Origin of the sequence: Oleiagrimonas citrea (assembly GCF_012395255.1) — a bacterium.
Classification (GTDB): Bacteria; Pseudomonadota; Gammaproteobacteria; order Xanthomonadales; family Rhodanobacteraceae; genus Oleiagrimonas; species Oleiagrimonas citrea.
Genome location: NZ_JAAZQD010000005.1, coordinates 192305 through 209552, shown reverse-complemented (window position 1 = coordinate 209552; position 17248 = coordinate 192305). Strand labels below are relative to the sequence as shown.

The 17248-nt window shown below is 66.5% G+C and carries 15 protein-coding genes; 5 read left to right on the top strand and 10 right to left on the bottom strand.

Annotation, left to right across the window (positions count from 1 at the left end; genetic code table 11):
* Nucleotides 1-26: 26 nt before the first annotated feature.
* The 4 genes from HF690_RS13290 to HF690_RS13275 all read right to left on the bottom strand — a co-directional run bounded on the left by HF690_RS13290 (nt 27) and on the right by HF690_RS13275 (nt 3450).
* The gene (locus HF690_RS13290; RefSeq protein WP_255420388.1) at nt 27-935 is read right to left on the bottom strand and encodes a heme o synthase; all 909 of its coding nucleotides are present in this window, start codon (nt 933-935) and stop codon (nt 27-29) included.
* Nucleotides 936-999: 64 nt separating this feature from the next.
* A complete protein-coding gene (locus tag HF690_RS13285) occupies nt 1000-2157 on the bottom strand; it encodes a COX15/CtaA family protein (RefSeq protein WP_168609775.1) in 1158 nt (385 codons plus the stop codon).
* Nucleotides 2157-2720 carry a hypothetical protein gene (locus HF690_RS13280; protein WP_113065743.1) on the bottom strand — a complete coding sequence of 188 codons (564 nt, stop codon included), beginning with the start codon at nt 2718-2720 and terminating at the stop codon, nt 2157-2159. Before HF690_RS13280 ends, HF690_RS13285 begins: the two co-directional genes overlap by 1 nt.
* Entirely contained in the window at nt 2713-3450 is a 738-nt protein-coding gene (locus tag HF690_RS13275) for an SURF1 family protein (RefSeq protein WP_113065742.1), read from the bottom strand. Before HF690_RS13275 ends, HF690_RS13280 begins: the two co-directional genes overlap by 8 nt.
* Before the next feature lie 59 nt (nt 3451-3509).
* Here HF690_RS13275 and HF690_RS15160 point away from each other — a divergent pair, with 59 nt between their 5' ends.
* Nucleotides 3510-3725, top strand: a complete 216-nt coding sequence (locus HF690_RS15160; RefSeq protein WP_206098413.1) for a twin transmembrane helix small protein — start codon at nt 3510-3512, stop codon at nt 3723-3725.
* A 137-nt stretch (nt 3726-3862) separates the two neighbouring features.
* Here the strand turns inward: HF690_RS15160 and HF690_RS13265 are convergent, their stop codons facing one another.
* From HF690_RS13265 to HF690_RS13250, 5 genes are all read right to left on the bottom strand, one after another.
* On the bottom strand, nt 3863-4729 hold the full coding sequence (locus tag HF690_RS13265) for a cytochrome c oxidase subunit 3 (protein ID WP_113065740.1): 867 nt from the start codon (nt 4727-4729) through the stop codon (nt 3863-3865).
* A gap of 57 nt (nt 4730-4786) precedes the next feature.
* Complete coding sequence (locus tag HF690_RS15200; protein WP_255420387.1) at nt 4787-4915, bottom strand: hypothetical protein; 129 nt, start codon at nt 4913-4915, stop codon at nt 4787-4789.
* A 5-nt stretch (nt 4916-4920) separates the two neighbouring features.
* Nucleotides 4921-6540 carry a cytochrome c oxidase subunit I gene (gene ctaD, locus HF690_RS13260; RefSeq protein WP_113065739.1) on the bottom strand — a complete coding sequence of 540 codons (1620 nt, stop codon included), beginning with the start codon at nt 6538-6540 and terminating at the stop codon, nt 4921-4923.
* Nucleotides 6541-6571: 31 nt separating this feature from the next.
* A complete protein-coding gene (gene coxB, locus HF690_RS13255) occupies nt 6572-7486 on the bottom strand; it encodes a cytochrome c oxidase subunit II (protein WP_168609774.1) in 915 nt (304 codons plus the stop codon).
* Between the two features lie 145 nt (nt 7487-7631).
* On the bottom strand, nt 7632-8120 hold the full coding sequence (locus tag HF690_RS13250) for a DUF2244 domain-containing protein (RefSeq protein WP_240151768.1): 489 nt from the start codon (nt 8118-8120) through the stop codon (nt 7632-7634).
* 239 nt (nt 8121-8359) lie between these two features.
* Here HF690_RS13250 and putA point away from each other — a divergent pair, with 239 nt between their 5' ends.
* Complete coding sequence (gene putA, locus HF690_RS13245) at nt 8360-11515, top strand: bifunctional proline dehydrogenase/L-glutamate gamma-semialdehyde dehydrogenase PutA (protein WP_338042923.1); 3156 nt, start codon at nt 8360-8362, stop codon at nt 11513-11515.
* Nucleotides 11516-11627: 112 nt separating this feature from the next.
* Here putA and HF690_RS13240 read toward each other — a convergent pair whose 3' ends face one another.
* Nucleotides 11628-13064, bottom strand: a complete 1437-nt coding sequence (locus HF690_RS13240) for an OmpP1/FadL family transporter (RefSeq protein WP_168609773.1) — start codon at nt 13062-13064, stop codon at nt 11628-11630.
* A gap of 202 nt (nt 13065-13266) precedes the next feature.
* Between HF690_RS13240 and HF690_RS13235 the strand changes: the two genes are divergently transcribed.
* The 3 genes from HF690_RS13235 to HF690_RS13225 all read left to right on the top strand — a co-directional run bounded on the left by HF690_RS13235 (nt 13267) and on the right by HF690_RS13225 (nt 17246).
* Nucleotides 13267-13506, top strand: a complete 240-nt coding sequence (locus HF690_RS13235; RefSeq protein WP_113065817.1) for a YcgL domain-containing protein — start codon at nt 13267-13269, stop codon at nt 13504-13506.
* 131 nt (nt 13507-13637) lie between these two features.
* The gene (locus HF690_RS13230; RefSeq protein ID WP_168609772.1) at nt 13638-17054 is read left to right on the top strand and encodes an ankyrin repeat domain-containing protein; all 3417 of its coding nucleotides are present in this window, start codon (nt 13638-13640) and stop codon (nt 17052-17054) included.
* 24 nt (nt 17055-17078) lie between these two features.
* Nucleotides 17079-17246, top strand: coding sequence for a hypothetical protein (locus HF690_RS13225; RefSeq protein WP_168609771.1), 168 nt, complete (start codon nt 17079-17081; stop codon nt 17244-17246).
* Nucleotides 17247-17248 lie beyond the last annotated feature (2 nt).

The window sequence follows — 17248 nt, the reverse complement described above, 5'->3', positions numbered from 1 at the left end:
GCCGTGCCTCCCTCGTTCAGTCCATCCTAGCCGGCCATCGTGCCCAGATGCACCATCGGGTCGACCAGCCAGTGATCGAGCAGCAGGAAGGCGAACAGCGCCATCAGGTAGGTGATCGAGTAGCGGAACACCTTCATCGGATAGAACTCGTCCGGCGGATTCATCAGGCGCACGGCGTAATACAGGAAGCCGCCGCCCAGCACCATCGCGCCGCCCAGGTACAGCACGCCGCTCATGCCGGTCAGCACAGGCAGCAGCGTCGCCACCACCAGCAGGATGGTATAGAACAGCACATGCCAGCGCGTGTAGTGCACGCCGTGCGTGACCGGCAGCATCGGCACCTGCGCGCGCGAGTAGTCTTCGCGGCGGAAGATCGCCAGCGCCCAGAAATGCGGCGGCGTCCACACGAAGATGATCAGCACCAGCAGCAGCGCATAGGCCCAGTCGCGCTCGCCGGTCATGCCGGTGATCGCCGACCAGCCCAGCAACGGCGGTGCGGCGCCGGCGATGCCGCCGATGACGATGTTCTGCGGCGTGGCGCGCTTCAGGAACGCGGTGTAGATCACCGCGTAGCCGATCAGCGAGGCGAAGGTCAGCGCCGCCGTCATCCAGTTGACCAGGAACACCAGGATCAGCATCGACACCACGCCCAGCGCAAACGCGAAGGCGAACACCTGACGCCCCCGCAGCTGGCCAGTCGCCAGCGGACGGTGCGCGGTGCGGCTCATGAGCTTGTCGATGCGCTCGTCGATGAGATGGTTGAAGGCCGCCGCCGACGCCGAGGCCATCCAGATGCCCAGCGAGCCGAACACCAGCGGCTTGAGCGGGGGCAGCCCGGGCACGGCCAGGAACATGCCGATCACGGCGCAGAACACCAGCAACGCGACGACGCGTGGCTTGGTCAGCTCCCAGTATTCGGCGAATGGCATCTTCACGGCGGCTCCGGTCGGCTTGCGGCGCGCGCAGCGGTCAGCGACCGTCACGCGCGAACCGCACAGTCTACACGGCTTCGAGCCGCTTCTGGGTCCGCGCCAGGGTCGCCAACAGGCTGAACAGCAGCAGCGCAGCCATGCCGTTGTGCGCGGTCGCCACCGGCAGCGGCAGACCGAAATGCACATTGCTGATGCCCAGAAGCACCTGCGCAATCAGGGTCGCGCCGATGGCGATGCCGAACCCGCGCAGACCGGCGCGGGCGACCTTGTGCGACAACCAGCCCAGGTACACAAACACCACCAGCGCGCCGATGCGGTGCGCCATCTGGATCGCGGTGCGCGCCGGCCCGTCGAGGATGCCGCCCTCGTAGTTCACCCCGATGCCGCGCCACAGGACGAAGCCCTGGTGGAAATCGGTCGCCGGCCACCACTGCCCCAGGCAATGCGGAAAGGCGCTGTCGCCCACGCCGCACGCCAGTGCCGCGTAGTTGGTGCTGGTCCAGCCGCCAAGGAAGATCTGCGCCGCCAGCAGCACGATGCCGACCGCCACGAACCGGCGCAGCCGCGCATGCTCCTCGCCCACGGCGCCGATCGGCGTCAGTCGAAGGGCGATGTAGCCCAGCAGGGCGAACGTCGCCATGCCGCCGAGCAGATGGCCGGTGACCACTATCGGCTTGAGCAGCAGCGTCACCGTCCACATGCCGAGCATGGCCTGGAAGATCACCAGCGCCAGCGCGACCACGGCGATGCGCCACGGCGGCGCACGGGTCAGCTTCGCCGCCACGAACAGCGGCGCGGCGATGGCGACCGCCGCAAGCACCGACGACACCACATGCTCGCCACCGATGTACATGCCCGTGCCCAGCGCCGCCGCGACAGCGCTGCCGATCACCGCCCAACGCGCCCACCGGCGACGCCAGACGGCCACCAGCGCCAGCGTCAGCACCAGCACGCCGAGCGTGCCGGCGATCATGCGATGGAACTGCTCGCGCCAGGGCTTGCCCGGCTCCACCGGTCGCTGCGGGAAGGCCGCATCGGCCTGCGCGACTTCATGCGCGTGGTGCGGCCAGGCGATCTGGCCATAGCAGGTCGGCCAGTCCGGGCACGACAGGCCGGCGTTGGACAGGCGCACGAAGGCGCCGAACATGACCACGCCGAACGCGAAGATAGCGGCGAACCAGGCCAGCCGCGCCGGCCACGAAAGACGGGAAATGACGCGCAGCATCAACGGATCACCTTCTGCAGATCTTTCTTCAGACCATTCGGATCGAAGCCGGCCCGGTACAGCGTCAATGCCGTGCCGTTGGACTCGACCAGAATCGCGGCCACGCTGTCCGGACCACGCGGGCGGAACGAGGCCAGCTTGTCGCCGACGTCGCTGCCGATCTGCCAGTCCCGCATCACCGCCGCCGCCTTCGGACCGTGCGGCGGCTCGCCCACGTAGAGCAGGCGCAGCCGGTCCGCGTTCTTGTTCAGGGTGATGCGCGCATTGCTCATCAGGTGCAACAGGCGCATACAGTTGTCCATGCAGTCGCTGCCGGGTAGCGCCAGCAATGTCATGCGCGGCTCGCTGTCCTTCCACGGATAGTTCTTGCCGTCGGCGAGACGGATGTCGATCTTGGCGAAGCTGCGCTGCGGCTTAATCGCCGCACCATGGCTGCTCGTACCCGGCTGCCAGCCGACCAGCGTCAGCACCATCGCGACCAGCAACGGTGCGGCGAACACCGACGCCACCAGCAGCAGCTTGATGCGACTCATCTTGCGCGCGTCGGCGCGGGGTTCATTCATCGTCGTCTCCGGTTTCGTCCTTCTTGCGATGAAGGATCACGAAGATCGCCAGCGCCGCGACGGCGAAGGCGAACCACTGGAAGGCATAGCCGTAATGCCGCGCCGGCGGCATGAAGCCCGGCGTCCACTCGCGCACGTAGGCCGCCGCCGGGTCGGGATCGAGCAGCAGCGCACGCGGATACAGTTTGGCGTCGAGATCCGTGGCAATCTGATTCAGGTCGATGTAGGTCGTCAGCTTCGGCCACGTCTGCTGTTTCTTCAACGCGTCGCCACCCAGCTTCAGACCCGCCGCCGGCGGCGGCACATAGATGCCACGCAACGTCGTTTCGCCCGGCTTGATCGGCGGCAGCTGCGGCAGCTTCAGGTCTGGGCCTTCGCGGGGCAGAAAACCCAGGTCGACCAGCACCAGGCGCGCATAGCCGTCGGGGCGGAACGGCGCATAGACCTGCACGCCCGGGCGATGCCCGTGATTCTGGTCGTCCAGCATGTAGCTGCGCCCAGGCACGAAATGCCCTCGTACCTGCAGATGCGGGTAGCGTTCGGGCAACGCCCCGCGCTGCACGGTGGAAAAATCCTGGATCGGTGCGGACGCCGCTGTGGCGAAGCGTCGCAGCAACACTTCCTTCTCGGCGGCGCGATGCAGCTGCCAAATGCCCAGTCGCACGAAAAACATCACACCGACCAGCGTCAGCAGCACGGCGAACCATGAAGGGCGGCGCAGACCCATCATGCAGCGGCCTGCAATCGCGGCGTTATACTGCAGAACTGGAGTCGCACTGGAATCATCCTGTGGAAACCGCAACCAAAGTGGTCATCATGATCGTGGTGGCCATCGTCATCTTCAATCTGGGCCAGGCGCTGTTCTTCATGATGAAAGGGTCCGGTGACAGCGACCGGGTCGTGAAAGCGCTCACCCGCCGCATCGCCCTGTCGCTGCTGGCGATCGTGCTGGTCATCATCAGCATCTGGGCCGGCTGGATCCATCCGCACGGCGTCGGCGGATAAGCCCGACATTCTACCGTCCCGCACGCCCGAACGCTCGCGGGGCGCGACAGTTGGTCGCGTAACCGCGACCGCCTGGCTTTCGCACCTACGAAAAACCCGCCATTCGGCGGGTTTTTCGTAGGTGCGGAAGCGTTCCGCTACATGATGTAGACGAACAGGAACAGGCACAGCCAGACCACATCGACAAAATGCCAGTACCACGCCACGGCCTCGAAGCCGAAGTGGTTCTCCTTGCTGAAGTGGCCCTTGGCGCAGCGGAACCAGATCACGATCAGCATGATCGTGCCCAGGGTCACGTGCAGGCCATGGAAGCCGGTCAGCATGAAGAAGGTCGAGCCGTACACGCCACTGTGCAGCGTCAGGTTCAGATGCTCGTAGGCCTCCATGTACTCATGCGCCTGGAAGTACAGGAAGGTCGCGCCCAGCAGCACAGTCAGCGCCTGAAACACCAGCAGCTGCTTGCGACGACCGGCGCGCAGCGCGTGGTGAGCAATGGTGATGGTCACGCTGGAGGTCAGCAGGATCAGCGTGTTCAGCAGCGGCAGGCCCCACGGCGACACCGTGCTGAACGGACCGCCGACATCGCCCGGGCCGTTGGTCGGCCATGCCGGCGCGTACTGATCCCACAGGTAGTGATGGGTGAAGAGGCCGTGTCCTTCGCCGCCCAGCCACGGCACCGAGAACACGCGGGTATAGAACAACGCGCCGAAGAACGCCGCGAAGAACATCACCTCCGAGAAGATGAACCACATCATGCCCATGCGGAAGGAAACGTCGACCTGGCTGTTGTAGTTGCCCTTGATCGACTCGCGGATCACCGAGCTGAACCAGCCGAACAGCGTGAAGATCACAACGGCCAGACCGATGAAGAACATCGGGCGACCAAGCGCACCCTGGTCGTTCAGCCAGTGCGCGGCGCCGAACATGGTGGTGAACAAGCCGACGGAGCCGACGATAGGCCACACGCTGTGATGCGGTACGTAGTAGGCGCCTTGCTGAGCCATGGTTTCAATTCCCGTGATGAACTTGGGTGGGGCAAGCCCCAATGCACTCGATCCGTTTCAGACGATGAACTGCAGCAGGAACAATCCGAGGATCACGACGATCACCGCGACCAGAATCCCCACCGTGCGGCGCACCGCAGCGCGCCGCTCGGCCGGATCGAACTGTGCCTGCTGCGGACGATTCATGCCGCTCAATGCGTCACGTCGCCGTGGGCCAGCTGGCTGTCATCGATCACCGGCGGCACCGCGAAGGTGTGATGCGGCGCCGGCGACGGCACGGTCCACTCCAGACCCTTGGAGCCTTCCCACACGCGGTCGGTCGCCTTCTTCTTGGCGAAGAACACACAGTGGATGATGACGCCGACGAAGATCAGCTGGGTGGCGCCGAACACGAAGCCGCCAATCGAGCTGATCATGTTGAAATCGGCGAACGCCACGTTGTAGTCCGGGATGCGACGCGGCATGCCGGCCAGACCCAGGAAGTGCTGCGGGAAGAACAGCACGTTGACCGAGACCACGCTCAGCCAGAAGTGGATCTTGCCCCAGCGCTCGGAATACATGTTGCCCGACCACTTCGGCAGCCAGTAGTACACCGCCGCCATGATCGAGAACGCCGCACCGGTCACCAGCACGTAGTGGAAATGCGCCACCACGAAATAGGTGTCCTGGTACTGGAAGTCGGCCGGCACCAACGCCAGCATGATGCCGCTGAAGCCGCCGATGGTGAACAGGATCACGAAGGCCACCGCGAACAGCATCGGGGTCTCGAAGGTCAGCGACCCCTTCCACATCGTGGTGACCCAGTTGAACACCTTCACGCCTGTCGGCACCGCGATCAGCATGGTCGCGTACATGAAGAACAGCTCGGCGCCCAACGGCAGGCCGACCGCGAACATGTGGTGCGCCCACACAATGAACGACAGGAACGCGATCGACGCAGTGGCGTACACCATCGCCTTGTAGCCGAACAGCGGCTTGCGGCTGAAGGTCGGGATGATCTCCGAGATGATGCCGAACGCCGGCAGAATCATGATGTAGACCTCGGGGTGCCCGAAGAACCAGAATACGTGCTGGAACAGCACCGGGTCACCGCCGCCTGCGGCATTGAAGAAGCTGGTGCCGAAGTACTTGTCGGTCAGCAGCATGGTCACCGCGCCGGCCAGCACCGGCATCACCGCGATCAGCAGGAACGCCGTGATCAGCCAGGTCCAGACGAAGATCGGCATCTTCAGCAGATCCATGCCCGGCGCACGCATGTTGAGGATGGTCGCGATGATGTTGATCGCGCCCATGATCGAGCTGATGCCCGACACGTGCACGAAGAAGATCAGGAACGCGATGGAATCGCCGCCCTGGATCGACAGCGGCGGATACATCGTCCAGCCACCGGCGGGCGCGCCGCCCGGCAGGAAGAACGAGGACAGCAGGATGGTGAAGGCGAACGGCAGCAGCCAGAACGACATGTTGTTCATGCGCGGCAGCGCCATGTCGGGGGCGCCCACCATCAACGGGATCATCCAGTTACCCAGACCGACGAAGGCCGGCATGATCGCGCCGAAGATCATCACCAGCGCGTGCATGGTGGTCAGTTCGTTGAAGAAGTACGGCTGGACCAGCTGCAGACCGGGCTCGAACAGCTCGGCGCGGATCAGCATCGCCATCGAACCGCCGATGAAGAACATCAGCAGGGCGAATATCAGGTACAGGGTACCGATGTCCTTGTGGTTGGTGGACATGAACCAGCGACGGAAGAACCCGGAGGGCGCCTCGTGATGGTCGTCGTGGTGGTCCTGGGAGGCTGCGTGCGCCATGACCTTCTACCTCTGCCTAAAGTTTGTCCGGTTAACCCTGGCTGTCGTCGCCGGGCGTGCTGTCGGCCTGCGCAGTGCGCGAAGCCTTGTCGAGCTGCGCGGCGCTCTCCTGAGCGGCCAGCCACTTCTCGAACTGCGCCTTCGGCACAGCCTTGACCACGATCGGCATGAAGCCGTGGTCCTGACCGCACAGTTCGGCGCACTGGCCCCGGTAGATGCCGGGCTTGCTGATCTTGGTCCAGGCGGCGTTGACGATGCCCGGGATGGCGTCCATCTTCCAGCCCAGATCCGGCACCCACCACGAGTGGATGACGTCGCCGCCGGTGATCAGGAAGCGGATCTTCACGCCGGCGGGCACCACCAGCGGATGATCGACATTGAGCAGATAGTCGTTGGTGCCGTTGGCGTCGACGACCGCCTTCGGGTCGAGGCCGGAGTCGAGCTGACGCGTGGCGTCGCTCTTCTTGTCCAGACGCGACATGAAACCGACCTTCTTCACGGTCTTGCCGTCGTAGTCGACGTAGTCGTAGCGCCACTTCCACTGATAGCCGGTGACCTTGACGGTCATCTGGGCGTCGGCGGTGTCGGTGGTCCTGACCAGGATCTTGGTCGCCGGCCAGGCGAGCCCCATCAGGATCAGCACCGGAATGATGGTCCAGACCAGCTCCAGCTTGGTGCTGTGCGACCACTTCTCGGCCACCGCACCCTTGGACTTGCGGAAGCGGAACATGGCGATGATCATCGCGCCGAACACGATCACGCCGATCACGACGCAGACCAGGAACGAAGCCATGTTCAGGTCCCACACCTCATGCGAGGTCTGGGTCACGCCCTTGGTCAGGTTCAGCTGCCACGGATGGGGATTGGCCCACGCCGAGCCACTGAGCAGCGCACTTGCCGCCACCGCCCACGTGGTCGCTCGTCCTCGAATGCCGCCAAATTTCATGTCTTGCACCCTGAAATTGAATTTCCGCCAGGCGAGACCGTGATCGTCTGCCGACCGGTTCGCGACGCAGCGCCGCTTCCCCCGTCCGGACCCGCACCGCTGCATGCTACCCCCGCTGCGCCACGGTCACCGAATCGCCGATTGTTCAGTTGGTGCGCCGCGGCGCGGTCTGTTGCGCCAGCAGCACACGCAATCTGTGCATCGCATCGACCCGTTCCTCTTCCCCCAGGAACGCACCGACTTCCACCTCGCCTCCGTGCGAAGTGAGAACAAGCCGTTGCCTGTTGCCGGACTCCCGCATGCGTACACGCACCCAGTAGGACTGGAACGTCGCGCGGCGATGCCCGGGCAGGCTCTCCACTTCCAGCGAACGTTCATCGATGGTGATGCGTTCGCTGCGACCACCGGCACGCCAGGCCAGCGTCAGGGCGTACACCACGGCGGCTGATTCGACCAGCGCGAACAGCGGGGCGTAGACATTGCCCGCACGCGCGCAGAGTGTCGCGACTGCAACCGTGACCCCCACCAGCACCGCGCTCCAGCGACGCAAACCACGCCGACTGAGCGAGCGATTCGGCCGCAGCCACATCGTGACGCGCGCCGCTTCCCCAGTGGTTGACTCGAGGACAATCATGCGTTCATGCCCTGTCCTGATTCGTCCAAGCATAGTGTGCCCCCTGCACAGGGGCAAGACTGTTTGCCGCACGCGGCATATTGTCGCAGGTCATGCGGCGGCATTCAGCACGGAACCGCTATCAGGCTGCGCCGCAAAGCGATCGGAACGGGGCCGAAAAAAGAGGTTGGATAGCCCCCTCCGCGGGGCATACAATCGCGCAATTCGCCCTCCGCCCTTATTAAGGTACGCGCACGCACGTGAACGCTCAGATCCTCAGCCCCGAACTCGTCGACGTCGATCAACCGGCGCGTCAGCGCATCACCGAAGCCTGGCTGCGCGACGAGTCCGAAACCGTCCAGGCCCTGCTGGCCGAAGCCGAACTGCCCGAAGCCGAGCGCAAGCAGATCATCGAACGCGCCACCAATCTGGTACTCCGCGTGCGCGAGCGGGCGGATGATCAGGACGCGATCGAAGCGTTCATGCGCCAGTACGACCTGTCCAGCGAGGAAGGTGTGCTGCTGATGTGCGTGGCCGAGGCATTGCTGCGCATTCCCGATACCGACACCATCGACATGCTGATCCGCGACAAGCTCGGCGATGCGGACTGGCAGAAGCACCTCGGCGGTAGCCACTCGGTGCTGGTCAATGCGTCTACCTGGGGCCTGATGCTGACCGGTCGCATGGTGCAGATGGCCGAAGACACGCGCACCGATGTGCGCGGCGCCATGCGCCGCCTGGCCGGCCGCGCCGGCGAACCCATGATCCGCGCCGCCGTACATCAGGCCATGCGCATCATGGGCAAGCAGTTCGTGATGGGCCGCCGCATCGACGAGGCCGTCGAGCGCGCGGACAAGAAGGCGAACCGCCCCTACCGCTACTCCTTCGACATGCTCGGCGAAGCGGCCCTGACGCAGCCGGATGCCGAGCGCTACCAGCAGGCCTACCGCAACGCCATCGTCGCACTGGGCAAGGATCCGGACGCCGGCAACCTGATCGAGGCGCCGTCGATCTCGGTCAAGCTGTCCGCCCTGCACCCGCGTTATGAGCACGGCAAGCGCGAGCGCGTGCTCGTGGAACTGACCGAGAAAGTGCTGGAACTGGCGCAGATGGCCAAGGAACAGGGCATCGCCCTGACCATCGACGCCGAGGAAGCCGACCGCCTGGAACTGTCGCTGGATGTCGCCGCCGAGGTCTTCGCGCATCCCTCGCTGGAAGGCTGGGACGGTCTGGGCATGGCCGTGCAGGCCTACCAGAAGCGTGCGCCCGCCGTCATCGACTGGCTGGCCGACATGGCACGCCGGCACAAGCGCCGCTGGTTCGTGCGCCTGGTCAAGGGCGCCTACTGGGACACCGAGATCAAGCGCGCGCAGGAACTGGGCTTCACCGGCTATCCGGTCTACACGCGCAAACCGAACACCGACGTCGCCTACCTGGCCTGCGCCAAGCGGCTGCTGGATGTCGGCGCGGACCTGATCTATCCGCAGTTCGCCACGCACAACGCCCACACCATCGCCTACGTGCACCACATCGCCGAAGGCCGCCCGTACGAATTCCAGCGCCTGCACGGCATGGGCGAGGACCTGTACGCGGAAGTGATCGGCAAGAACAAGCTGAACGTGCCGTGTCGCGTCTACGCGCCGGTCGGCAGCCACGAGGACCTGCTGCCGTACCTGGTGCGCCGCCTGCTCGAGAACGGCGCCAACACCTCGTTCGTCAACCGCATCTTCGACGAGGACGTCAGCATCGACGAGCTGGTGGCCGACCCGTGCGAAACCGTGCGCGGCTTCAAGACCTTCAACCATCCGCGCATTCCGATGCCGGTCGATATCTACGGTGAACAGCGAAAGAACTCCATGGGCGTGAATTTCTCCAACGAAGACGACATCCGGCAGCTGGCCGAGGACATCAACGCGCACAAGGGACCGTGGAAGGCCGCGCCGCTCGTTCCGGGCGCGAAGATCGGCAAGGAAACGGTGAAGGTCACCGACCCGGCCGACCACCGTCGCGTGGTCGGCGAATGGATCGGCGGCGACGAGAGCGTCGTCGACACCGCCATCACCAACGCTGTCGCCGCGCAGCCGGACTGGGACCGCGTGCCCGCCGAAAAGCGCGCGCAGATCGCCGAGCGCGCCGCCGAGATGATCGAGGCCAACCGCGGCGAATTCGTCGCCATGTGTGTGCGCGAAGCCGGCAAGACCCTGCCCGACGCCATCGCCGAAGTACGCGAGGCGGCGGACTTCTGCCGCTACTACGCCGGCATGGCGCGCAAGCTGTTCGGCCAGCCCGAAGACATGCCCAGCCCGACCGGCGAAACCAATCGCCTGTTCCTCAACGGCCGCGGCGTGTTCGTGTGCATCAGCCCGTGGAACTTCCCGCTGGCGATCTTCATGGGCGAAGTGATGGCCGCGGTGCTGGCCGGCAATACCGTCGTCGCCAAGCCCGCCGAGCAGACCTCGCTGATCGGCTACGCCGCCGTGAAGCTGCTGCACGAGGCCGGCATTCCGCAGCACGTGCTGCAGTTCATTCCGGGCGACGGTGCCAGCGTTGGCGCGGCCCTGACCCGTGATCCGCGCATTGCCGGCGTGGCCTTCACCGGCTCGACCGAGACCGCCTGGGTCATCAACAAGACGCTCGCCGCGCGCAAGGGTCCGATCGCCACGCTGATCGCCGAGACCGGCGGCCAGAACGCCATGATCGCCGATTCCTCGTCCCTGCCCGAGCAGCTGGTCAAGGACGTCATGGCCTCGGCCTTCGGATCGGCCGGCCAGCGCTGCTCGGCCGCGCGCATCCTGTTCATCCAGGACGACGTCGCCGATCGCGTGATCGAAATGCTCGGCGGCGCGATCGACGAGCTGAAGGTCGGCGATCCGGGGCTGCTGTCCACCGACGTCGGCCCGGTCATCGACCACGAAGCGTTGGAAGGGCTGCAAAAGCACGTCGACCGCATGAACCGCGAAGCGAAGCTGATCCGCAAAGCGACCGTCGACGCCGAGGTGGCCGAGCACGGCACTTTCCTGGCACCGCACGCCTTCGAGATCCCCTCACTGGACATGCTCGAGCGCGAGGAATTCGGTCCGATCCTGCACGTGGTGCGCTGGAAGGCCGGCGAGCTGGACAAAGTACTGGACCAGATCAACGCCACCGGCTACGGCCTGACCCTGGGCATCCACAGCCGCATCGACGACACCATCGCCTACGTGCAGAAGCACGCCCGCGTGGGCAACTGCTACGCCAACCGCAACCAGGTCGGCGCGGTGGTCGGCGTGCAGCCGTTCGGCGGCGAAGGCCTGTCCGGCACGGGCTTCAAGGCCGGTGGTCCGCACTACATGCTGCGCTTCGCGACCGAGCGCGTGCTGACCGTCAACACCACGGCGGCCGGCGGCAACGCCAGCCTGATGATGCTCGGCGACTGAAGCACGCCGCGGACACCGAGGCACAGCTCAAAGAAAAGCCCCCGCATCGCTGCGGGGGCTTTTTTGTTGCTCGTTGCCGACCGGCCCGCGCAAGGCGGGCCGTCGCGACCGATCAGAAGTGATAGGCCGCCGAGAACGCCAGCAGGTTGCCCTTGTCGCTGAAGTTGCCGACCAGACGGTCGCCCGTCGGGCTGAGGTTGTTGACGTGCGCATCGCTGACGAAGATGTGCGCGTAACCGACGTTCAGGTCCAGCTTCTGCGTGGGCTTGTAGCCCAGACCGACGCTGATCCAGCGACGGGTGCCGTCCGGCACGCGCGGATCACGATGCGCCTGCGAAGTCGGCGAGCCGTCCACGGCCACGCCGCCGCGCAGCGTCAGCTTGTCGTTGACGTAGTACTCGCCGCCGACCGAGACAAACAGGGTGTTCTCCCAGTCGAAGGTTTCCACCGAAGCCGGCTGCGCCGGGTTCGCGTAGTTCACGCGAAGCTCCTTGAAGGTGCTCCACTTGGTCCAGGTCACGTCCGCACCGACACCGTACTTCTCGCCCTGATGCCAGTAGCTCAGGTTGGCGAAAGCAGGCGTGGTGAACGGCGCGGTGCCCGTGGTGTTGCTGAATGGCACGCCGCCGGCACCCGCCAGCAGCGGCGCCACCGTCGGGCTGCTGAGCAGCGCGGCAACGTTGCTGGGCATGGTGAAGCGTGCGTTGCCTTTCAGCGTGTGCGAGATCTTGGAATGGTAGTCCAGCGCCAGACGGTCGCTGTCGGTCAGCTTCCAGAACGCGCCCAGCTGCCAGCCGTAGCCCCAGTCGTCACCCTTGATGCGCGCCTCGCCATCACTGCCCGGCGGCACCACGGCATTGATGGTCGACAGGTAGGTCGGCGCCGCGGCGGCCGGCAGCACGCCACCGGCGACGGCCTGCTGGATCAGTCCCGCGGCCACGCCGTTGTAGTTCACCGCCGAGGTCAGCTCCGCCTTGGTGTGCTGGGCGATGACGCTGGCACCGATGCTGAAGTTGTCAGTCAGGTCGTAGGACGCCGACAGCGTGGCGTCGAGCGACTGGAAATCCGACTTCAGCGCGTGATAGCGACCCACCCAGCCCGGGTTGTAGTTGGTCTTGAAGCCGAACGGCGCGGTGACAGCGAAGCCGATGTGCGTGCGGTCGTTGACCTGCGTGGACAGGAAGAACGCCGGCACCGGGATCGTGGTACCGCCGTCGCCGCCGTTGCCGCCACCCAGCGGACGACCAAAGGCATCGGTGCCCGTGCCGCTGAACTTGGTGCTGAAATTGATGGCCGTGACATCGGCCTGGAACACCGTGCCGGTCAGCATGGTCATCGCGGCCGGATTGTTGACGACGACCGAAGCGTCATCCCCCGCCGTGGCCGAACCCGCGAACGAGCGACCGAGCGCCTTGGCGCTGTTTTCCTTGAGCTGAAACGCGCTGGCGTGGGCCGCCTGCGGCATTCCCAGCGCCGCGGCTACGGCCACCGCCAGCACGGCGAATGCCGTGGGACGGGCAGCTTTGACAAACGAGTTTCTGATGGACATGTATACCTACTCCTGACGTTCGGACGCCTTCGAATCTGCGACCCTGAAACGGGCCCCTCCTCCATTCATACAGACGTTTGAAGCCTGTCGCGGCACTTTGACGAGAGCGCAGCGCGAATGCAAGTGCCTGCTTGCATGCCCGGCACTGACGACCGCGCCCCGAATGCGTATGCTGTGCAGCCCGCACCGTCTACGATCCATCATGCACTGCCACGTCTACGCCAGCCGCCGCAAAACCGAAACCTATCTCTGGCTGCGCGACCCGGAGCAACTCGAACACCTGCCCGAAGCGCTGCAGACGCTGCTGGGCGAACTGCGTTTCGTACTCGAGGTCGAACTGGACGCTGCGCGCAAGCTGCCGCATCAGGATACCGAGCAGGTACTGTGCAATCTCCGCGAGCAGGGCTGGCATCTGCAGCTGCCTCCGGGCGAAAACGCCTGAACGCCCGCTGACGTCCGCCACCCGATCTGTCCTGCCTCGTGCGCCCGAAGGTTTCGGGCGCACCGCACATGCGCGTAGTATCGTGACGCGCAAGCCCAATCCTCGCCCCGACCCGGATCGCACCGCCCGACATGTCGCCGACCAAACCGCGCCGCCGCACACCGCTGCAGACCATCCTGGTCTGGTTCCTGCCTGCTCTGGCCATGATCGCCGCCGCCGTCGTCGTCGCTTCGCCGACCGCCCTGATTCCGCTGCTTCTCGCCAACACGCTGATGCTGGGCGCCATGTGCCACGCCATCGGCTTCGATCCGGAACCCACCTTCACCCGCACGGTGCTGCGCCGCGGCGTGGCGCATCTGATCCTGTTCACGGCCTATACCGCGCTGGTGCTTGTGCTGATCGCATGGCCGCTGGTGATGCTGACGCAGACGCCCTCGCTGGCCAGCAGCATCGTGCTGTCGATCGCACTGGCCCTCGGTGCGGCCCTGCTGTGGCGGGCCTGGCCCGCCTTCGGCCTGGCGTTCCTGTGGGACGACGCGTTTCCGGGCAGCGCCGGCAAAGGTTCGCTGATCCGCGCGGCGCTGTCGCGCAGTCTGCAATTCGCCCGCCACCTGTCCGGCGAGGAACGTTTCTTCAGCCACTTTCTTCCCGTTTCGCTGTGCACGCTGATCGCCGCCTTCGGCGCGCTGGCGCTCAGTGTGCTGGTCGGCGTGGTACCCGATGAGCTGCGCACCGCCGGCGTGCTGTTGTACGGGCTGATCCTGCTGCCATTGTGCTGCCTGGTCATCACCAATCGCACGCTGCGCGCACTGCTCTACGAAGGACAACAGCGAGGCGGTGGTTCATCGACGACCGCCGAGCCGGACCCGGACCGGGAACGAAGCCGCGAACTCGATGAGGCGCCCGCCGCGAGTTCGCCGGAAACCGAAACGGGCGCGGCAAGCGACGATGACCTGCTGGAGGCCGTGCGTGCCGGCCGCATCGATGCAGCGCTGACGCTGCTGGAAGCCGGCGCCGATGCCGACGCCATGGCGCATCCATCGGACCGCGATCAGCGCTCGGCGCTGATTCTCGCCGCCCTGCTTCCGGAAACTCGGCTGCTGCGCGCAATGATCGCGCACGGCGCGGACGTCAACCGCGTCCAGGCCGGCCTGACGCCCTTGCTCGCCGCCACGCGCGACAGCTATCACGGCCGCGCCGAGGCGGTGATGACGCTGCTCGCGAACGGTGCCGACCCGTGCCAGGCCGATGCCGACGGCAACACCCCGCTGCACGGCGCGGCGCTGAGTGCCGAACCGACGGTGGCGGCCATGCTGATCGACGCCGAAGCCGACCCCAACGTACTCAACCGCCAGGGCCTCACGCCGCTCGCCGCTGCCTGCCGCGCCGCCAACTGGCCGCTGGCGCAGTTCCTGCTCGAACACGGCGCCAAGCCGGCGCTGGACAGCGGCGAACCCGCGCTGGTCGCCGCTGCCGGCATCGCCGAGGACGATCCGGAAGGCGTGCGCCTGCTGCTCAAGCACAAGGCCTCCGTGCACGCTGCCAACACGATTGGCCGCACCGCACTGATGGCCGCGGCACTGGAAGGTCACGCCGACATCGCCCGCGCGCTGGTTGGCGCCGGCGCCAAGACCGACGTCGTCGACCACCACCAGACCAGCGCATTGATGGAAGCGTCGCGCTCGGGCGCGCTGGGCGTCGTGAACGTGCTCGCCGCCGCCGGGGCGCGCGTCGACCTGCGCGACAAGCACGGCCGCGACGCGTTGATGCTGGCCTGCCAATCGCCGCGCACACAGGCCGGCATTGTGCGCGCGCTGCTCGATCTCGGCGCCGACCCGCGCGCCGTGGGCAACGACGAACGCAGCGCGCTGGACCACGCCGCCGCCACCGGCCGCTGGGACCTGGTCGCGCTGATGGACCCGCAGACGCCGCTGCCGGCCAATCTCGACATCGGCGCAGAACCGGAAGCCGGCGCGGACACACCCGAACACCTCGCCGACGCCCTGCGCTTCGGCCACTGGGCCATCGCCTCGACCTTTTCTCGACGCGCCCGCGAGTGGCCGCAACGCGATCTGGCGAACATGTATCGGCAACTGGCCGGGGATGCACCGGCCACCGCGCGCCGCTGGCTGCTGGAACATGGCCTGTCGCCACACGCCACGCTCGAGGACGGTCAACCGCTGCTGGATGCCTTGCTCGATGCGCTTCCAGACAGCGCCGATGCCGTTCACGACCTGATGGACGCCGGGGCCAGCTGTGCCGGCGCCGGGCGCATCGCACGCAGTCTGGACAACCTCGACAACGACGCCTGCAGCGAACGCCTCGTGCTGCGCATGCTCGACGCCGGCGGTGACCCGTTCGGCGCGCACCGCGACGGCATCACCCCCCTGCACCACGCGGCCGCCAACGGCCAGCGGACCCTGCTGCAGGTCTTGCTGAACCTGGGCAGCAACCCCAATGCGCAGGATGCCGCCGGACGCACACCGCTGCACGCCGCGCTGGAGCACGCCGATCCACTACCGCAGATTCGCGCCCTGATCCGCGCCGGCGCCGACCCGGAAGCCCCGGCGGCCAACAGCGAAACGCCGCTGGGCAGCGTGCTCGATCAGGCCGACCCGGAACTCACTCGCTGGCTGCGCTGGGACGAGCGCTGGCCGTTGCCGCGCCGGGCACTGCGCCCGCACGACCTTCCCGCCGCCGCGGCGACCGGCGACAACGAAGCCGTCTGCAAGCTGCTCGACCTCGATTTCGCCGTGGACAGCCGCGACAGCCAGGGTGCGAACGCCCTGCTGCGTGCCGCCGGCATGGGGCATACCGAAACCGCGCGACTGTTGATCGAGCACGGCGCCGACCTCACCCTCAGCGCCCGCTCCGGCGTGACCGCGCTGGCCGCCGCCGCCAATGCCGGGCGCAGCGACATGGTGGCGCTGCTGATCGAGAGCGGCACGCCGATCGACCAGCCGCTACCCGGCCAGGCCACCGCACTGATGCTGGCGGTGGCACGTGGACACGTCGATATCGCCGAGCAGATGCTCGAAGCCGGCGCCAACGTCCATGTGCGCGACATGTACGGACGCAGCGTGCTGCACCCCGCCGCGCAGCTGTGTTTCGCCGGCCGCGACAGCCTGCGTGCACGGCGTCTGCTCGATGTGCTGCTGAAACGCGGCGCCGATGCCAACCATGCCGACCAGGACGGTCGCACTCCCTTGCTGCTGCTGCTCGGCTCGCATGCCAAGCCCGGAGCGGACTGCGACAGCACCCACATCGGCGCGCTGCTGCCCGCGCTGCTGGACGCCGGCGCCGATCCCCGCCACGCCGACCGCCGGGGCGTCACGCCGCTGCATGCCTGCGCCATGCATATGCTGACCGCGCCGGCGCGGGTTCTGCTATCGCGCGGCGCGGCGCGCGACGCCGTCGACGAACTCGGTCGCACGCCGGCCGAGCTGGCCCGGGCGCTCGGCTACATCGATGTCGCCGTGGAACTGGAAGCGCGCGGACATGCCGTGCCCGGCGTGCACCAGACGCTGCGCCAGCCCGCGGCCGACTGACACCACCGATCCGCATCCAGCGCGGTGCACGATGGTTTCCTCGACGGCTTCGCCGCCTGCCTGGAAGCCTGGCTCGATGCCGGCCTGACCTCAGCGATCCTGCGCAACGGCGGCATGGCCTCACCCGCACATGCCATCGATGCGCTACACCAGACCGTGTCGAAGCAACAGCTTGCCACGCTGACAACCTGAAG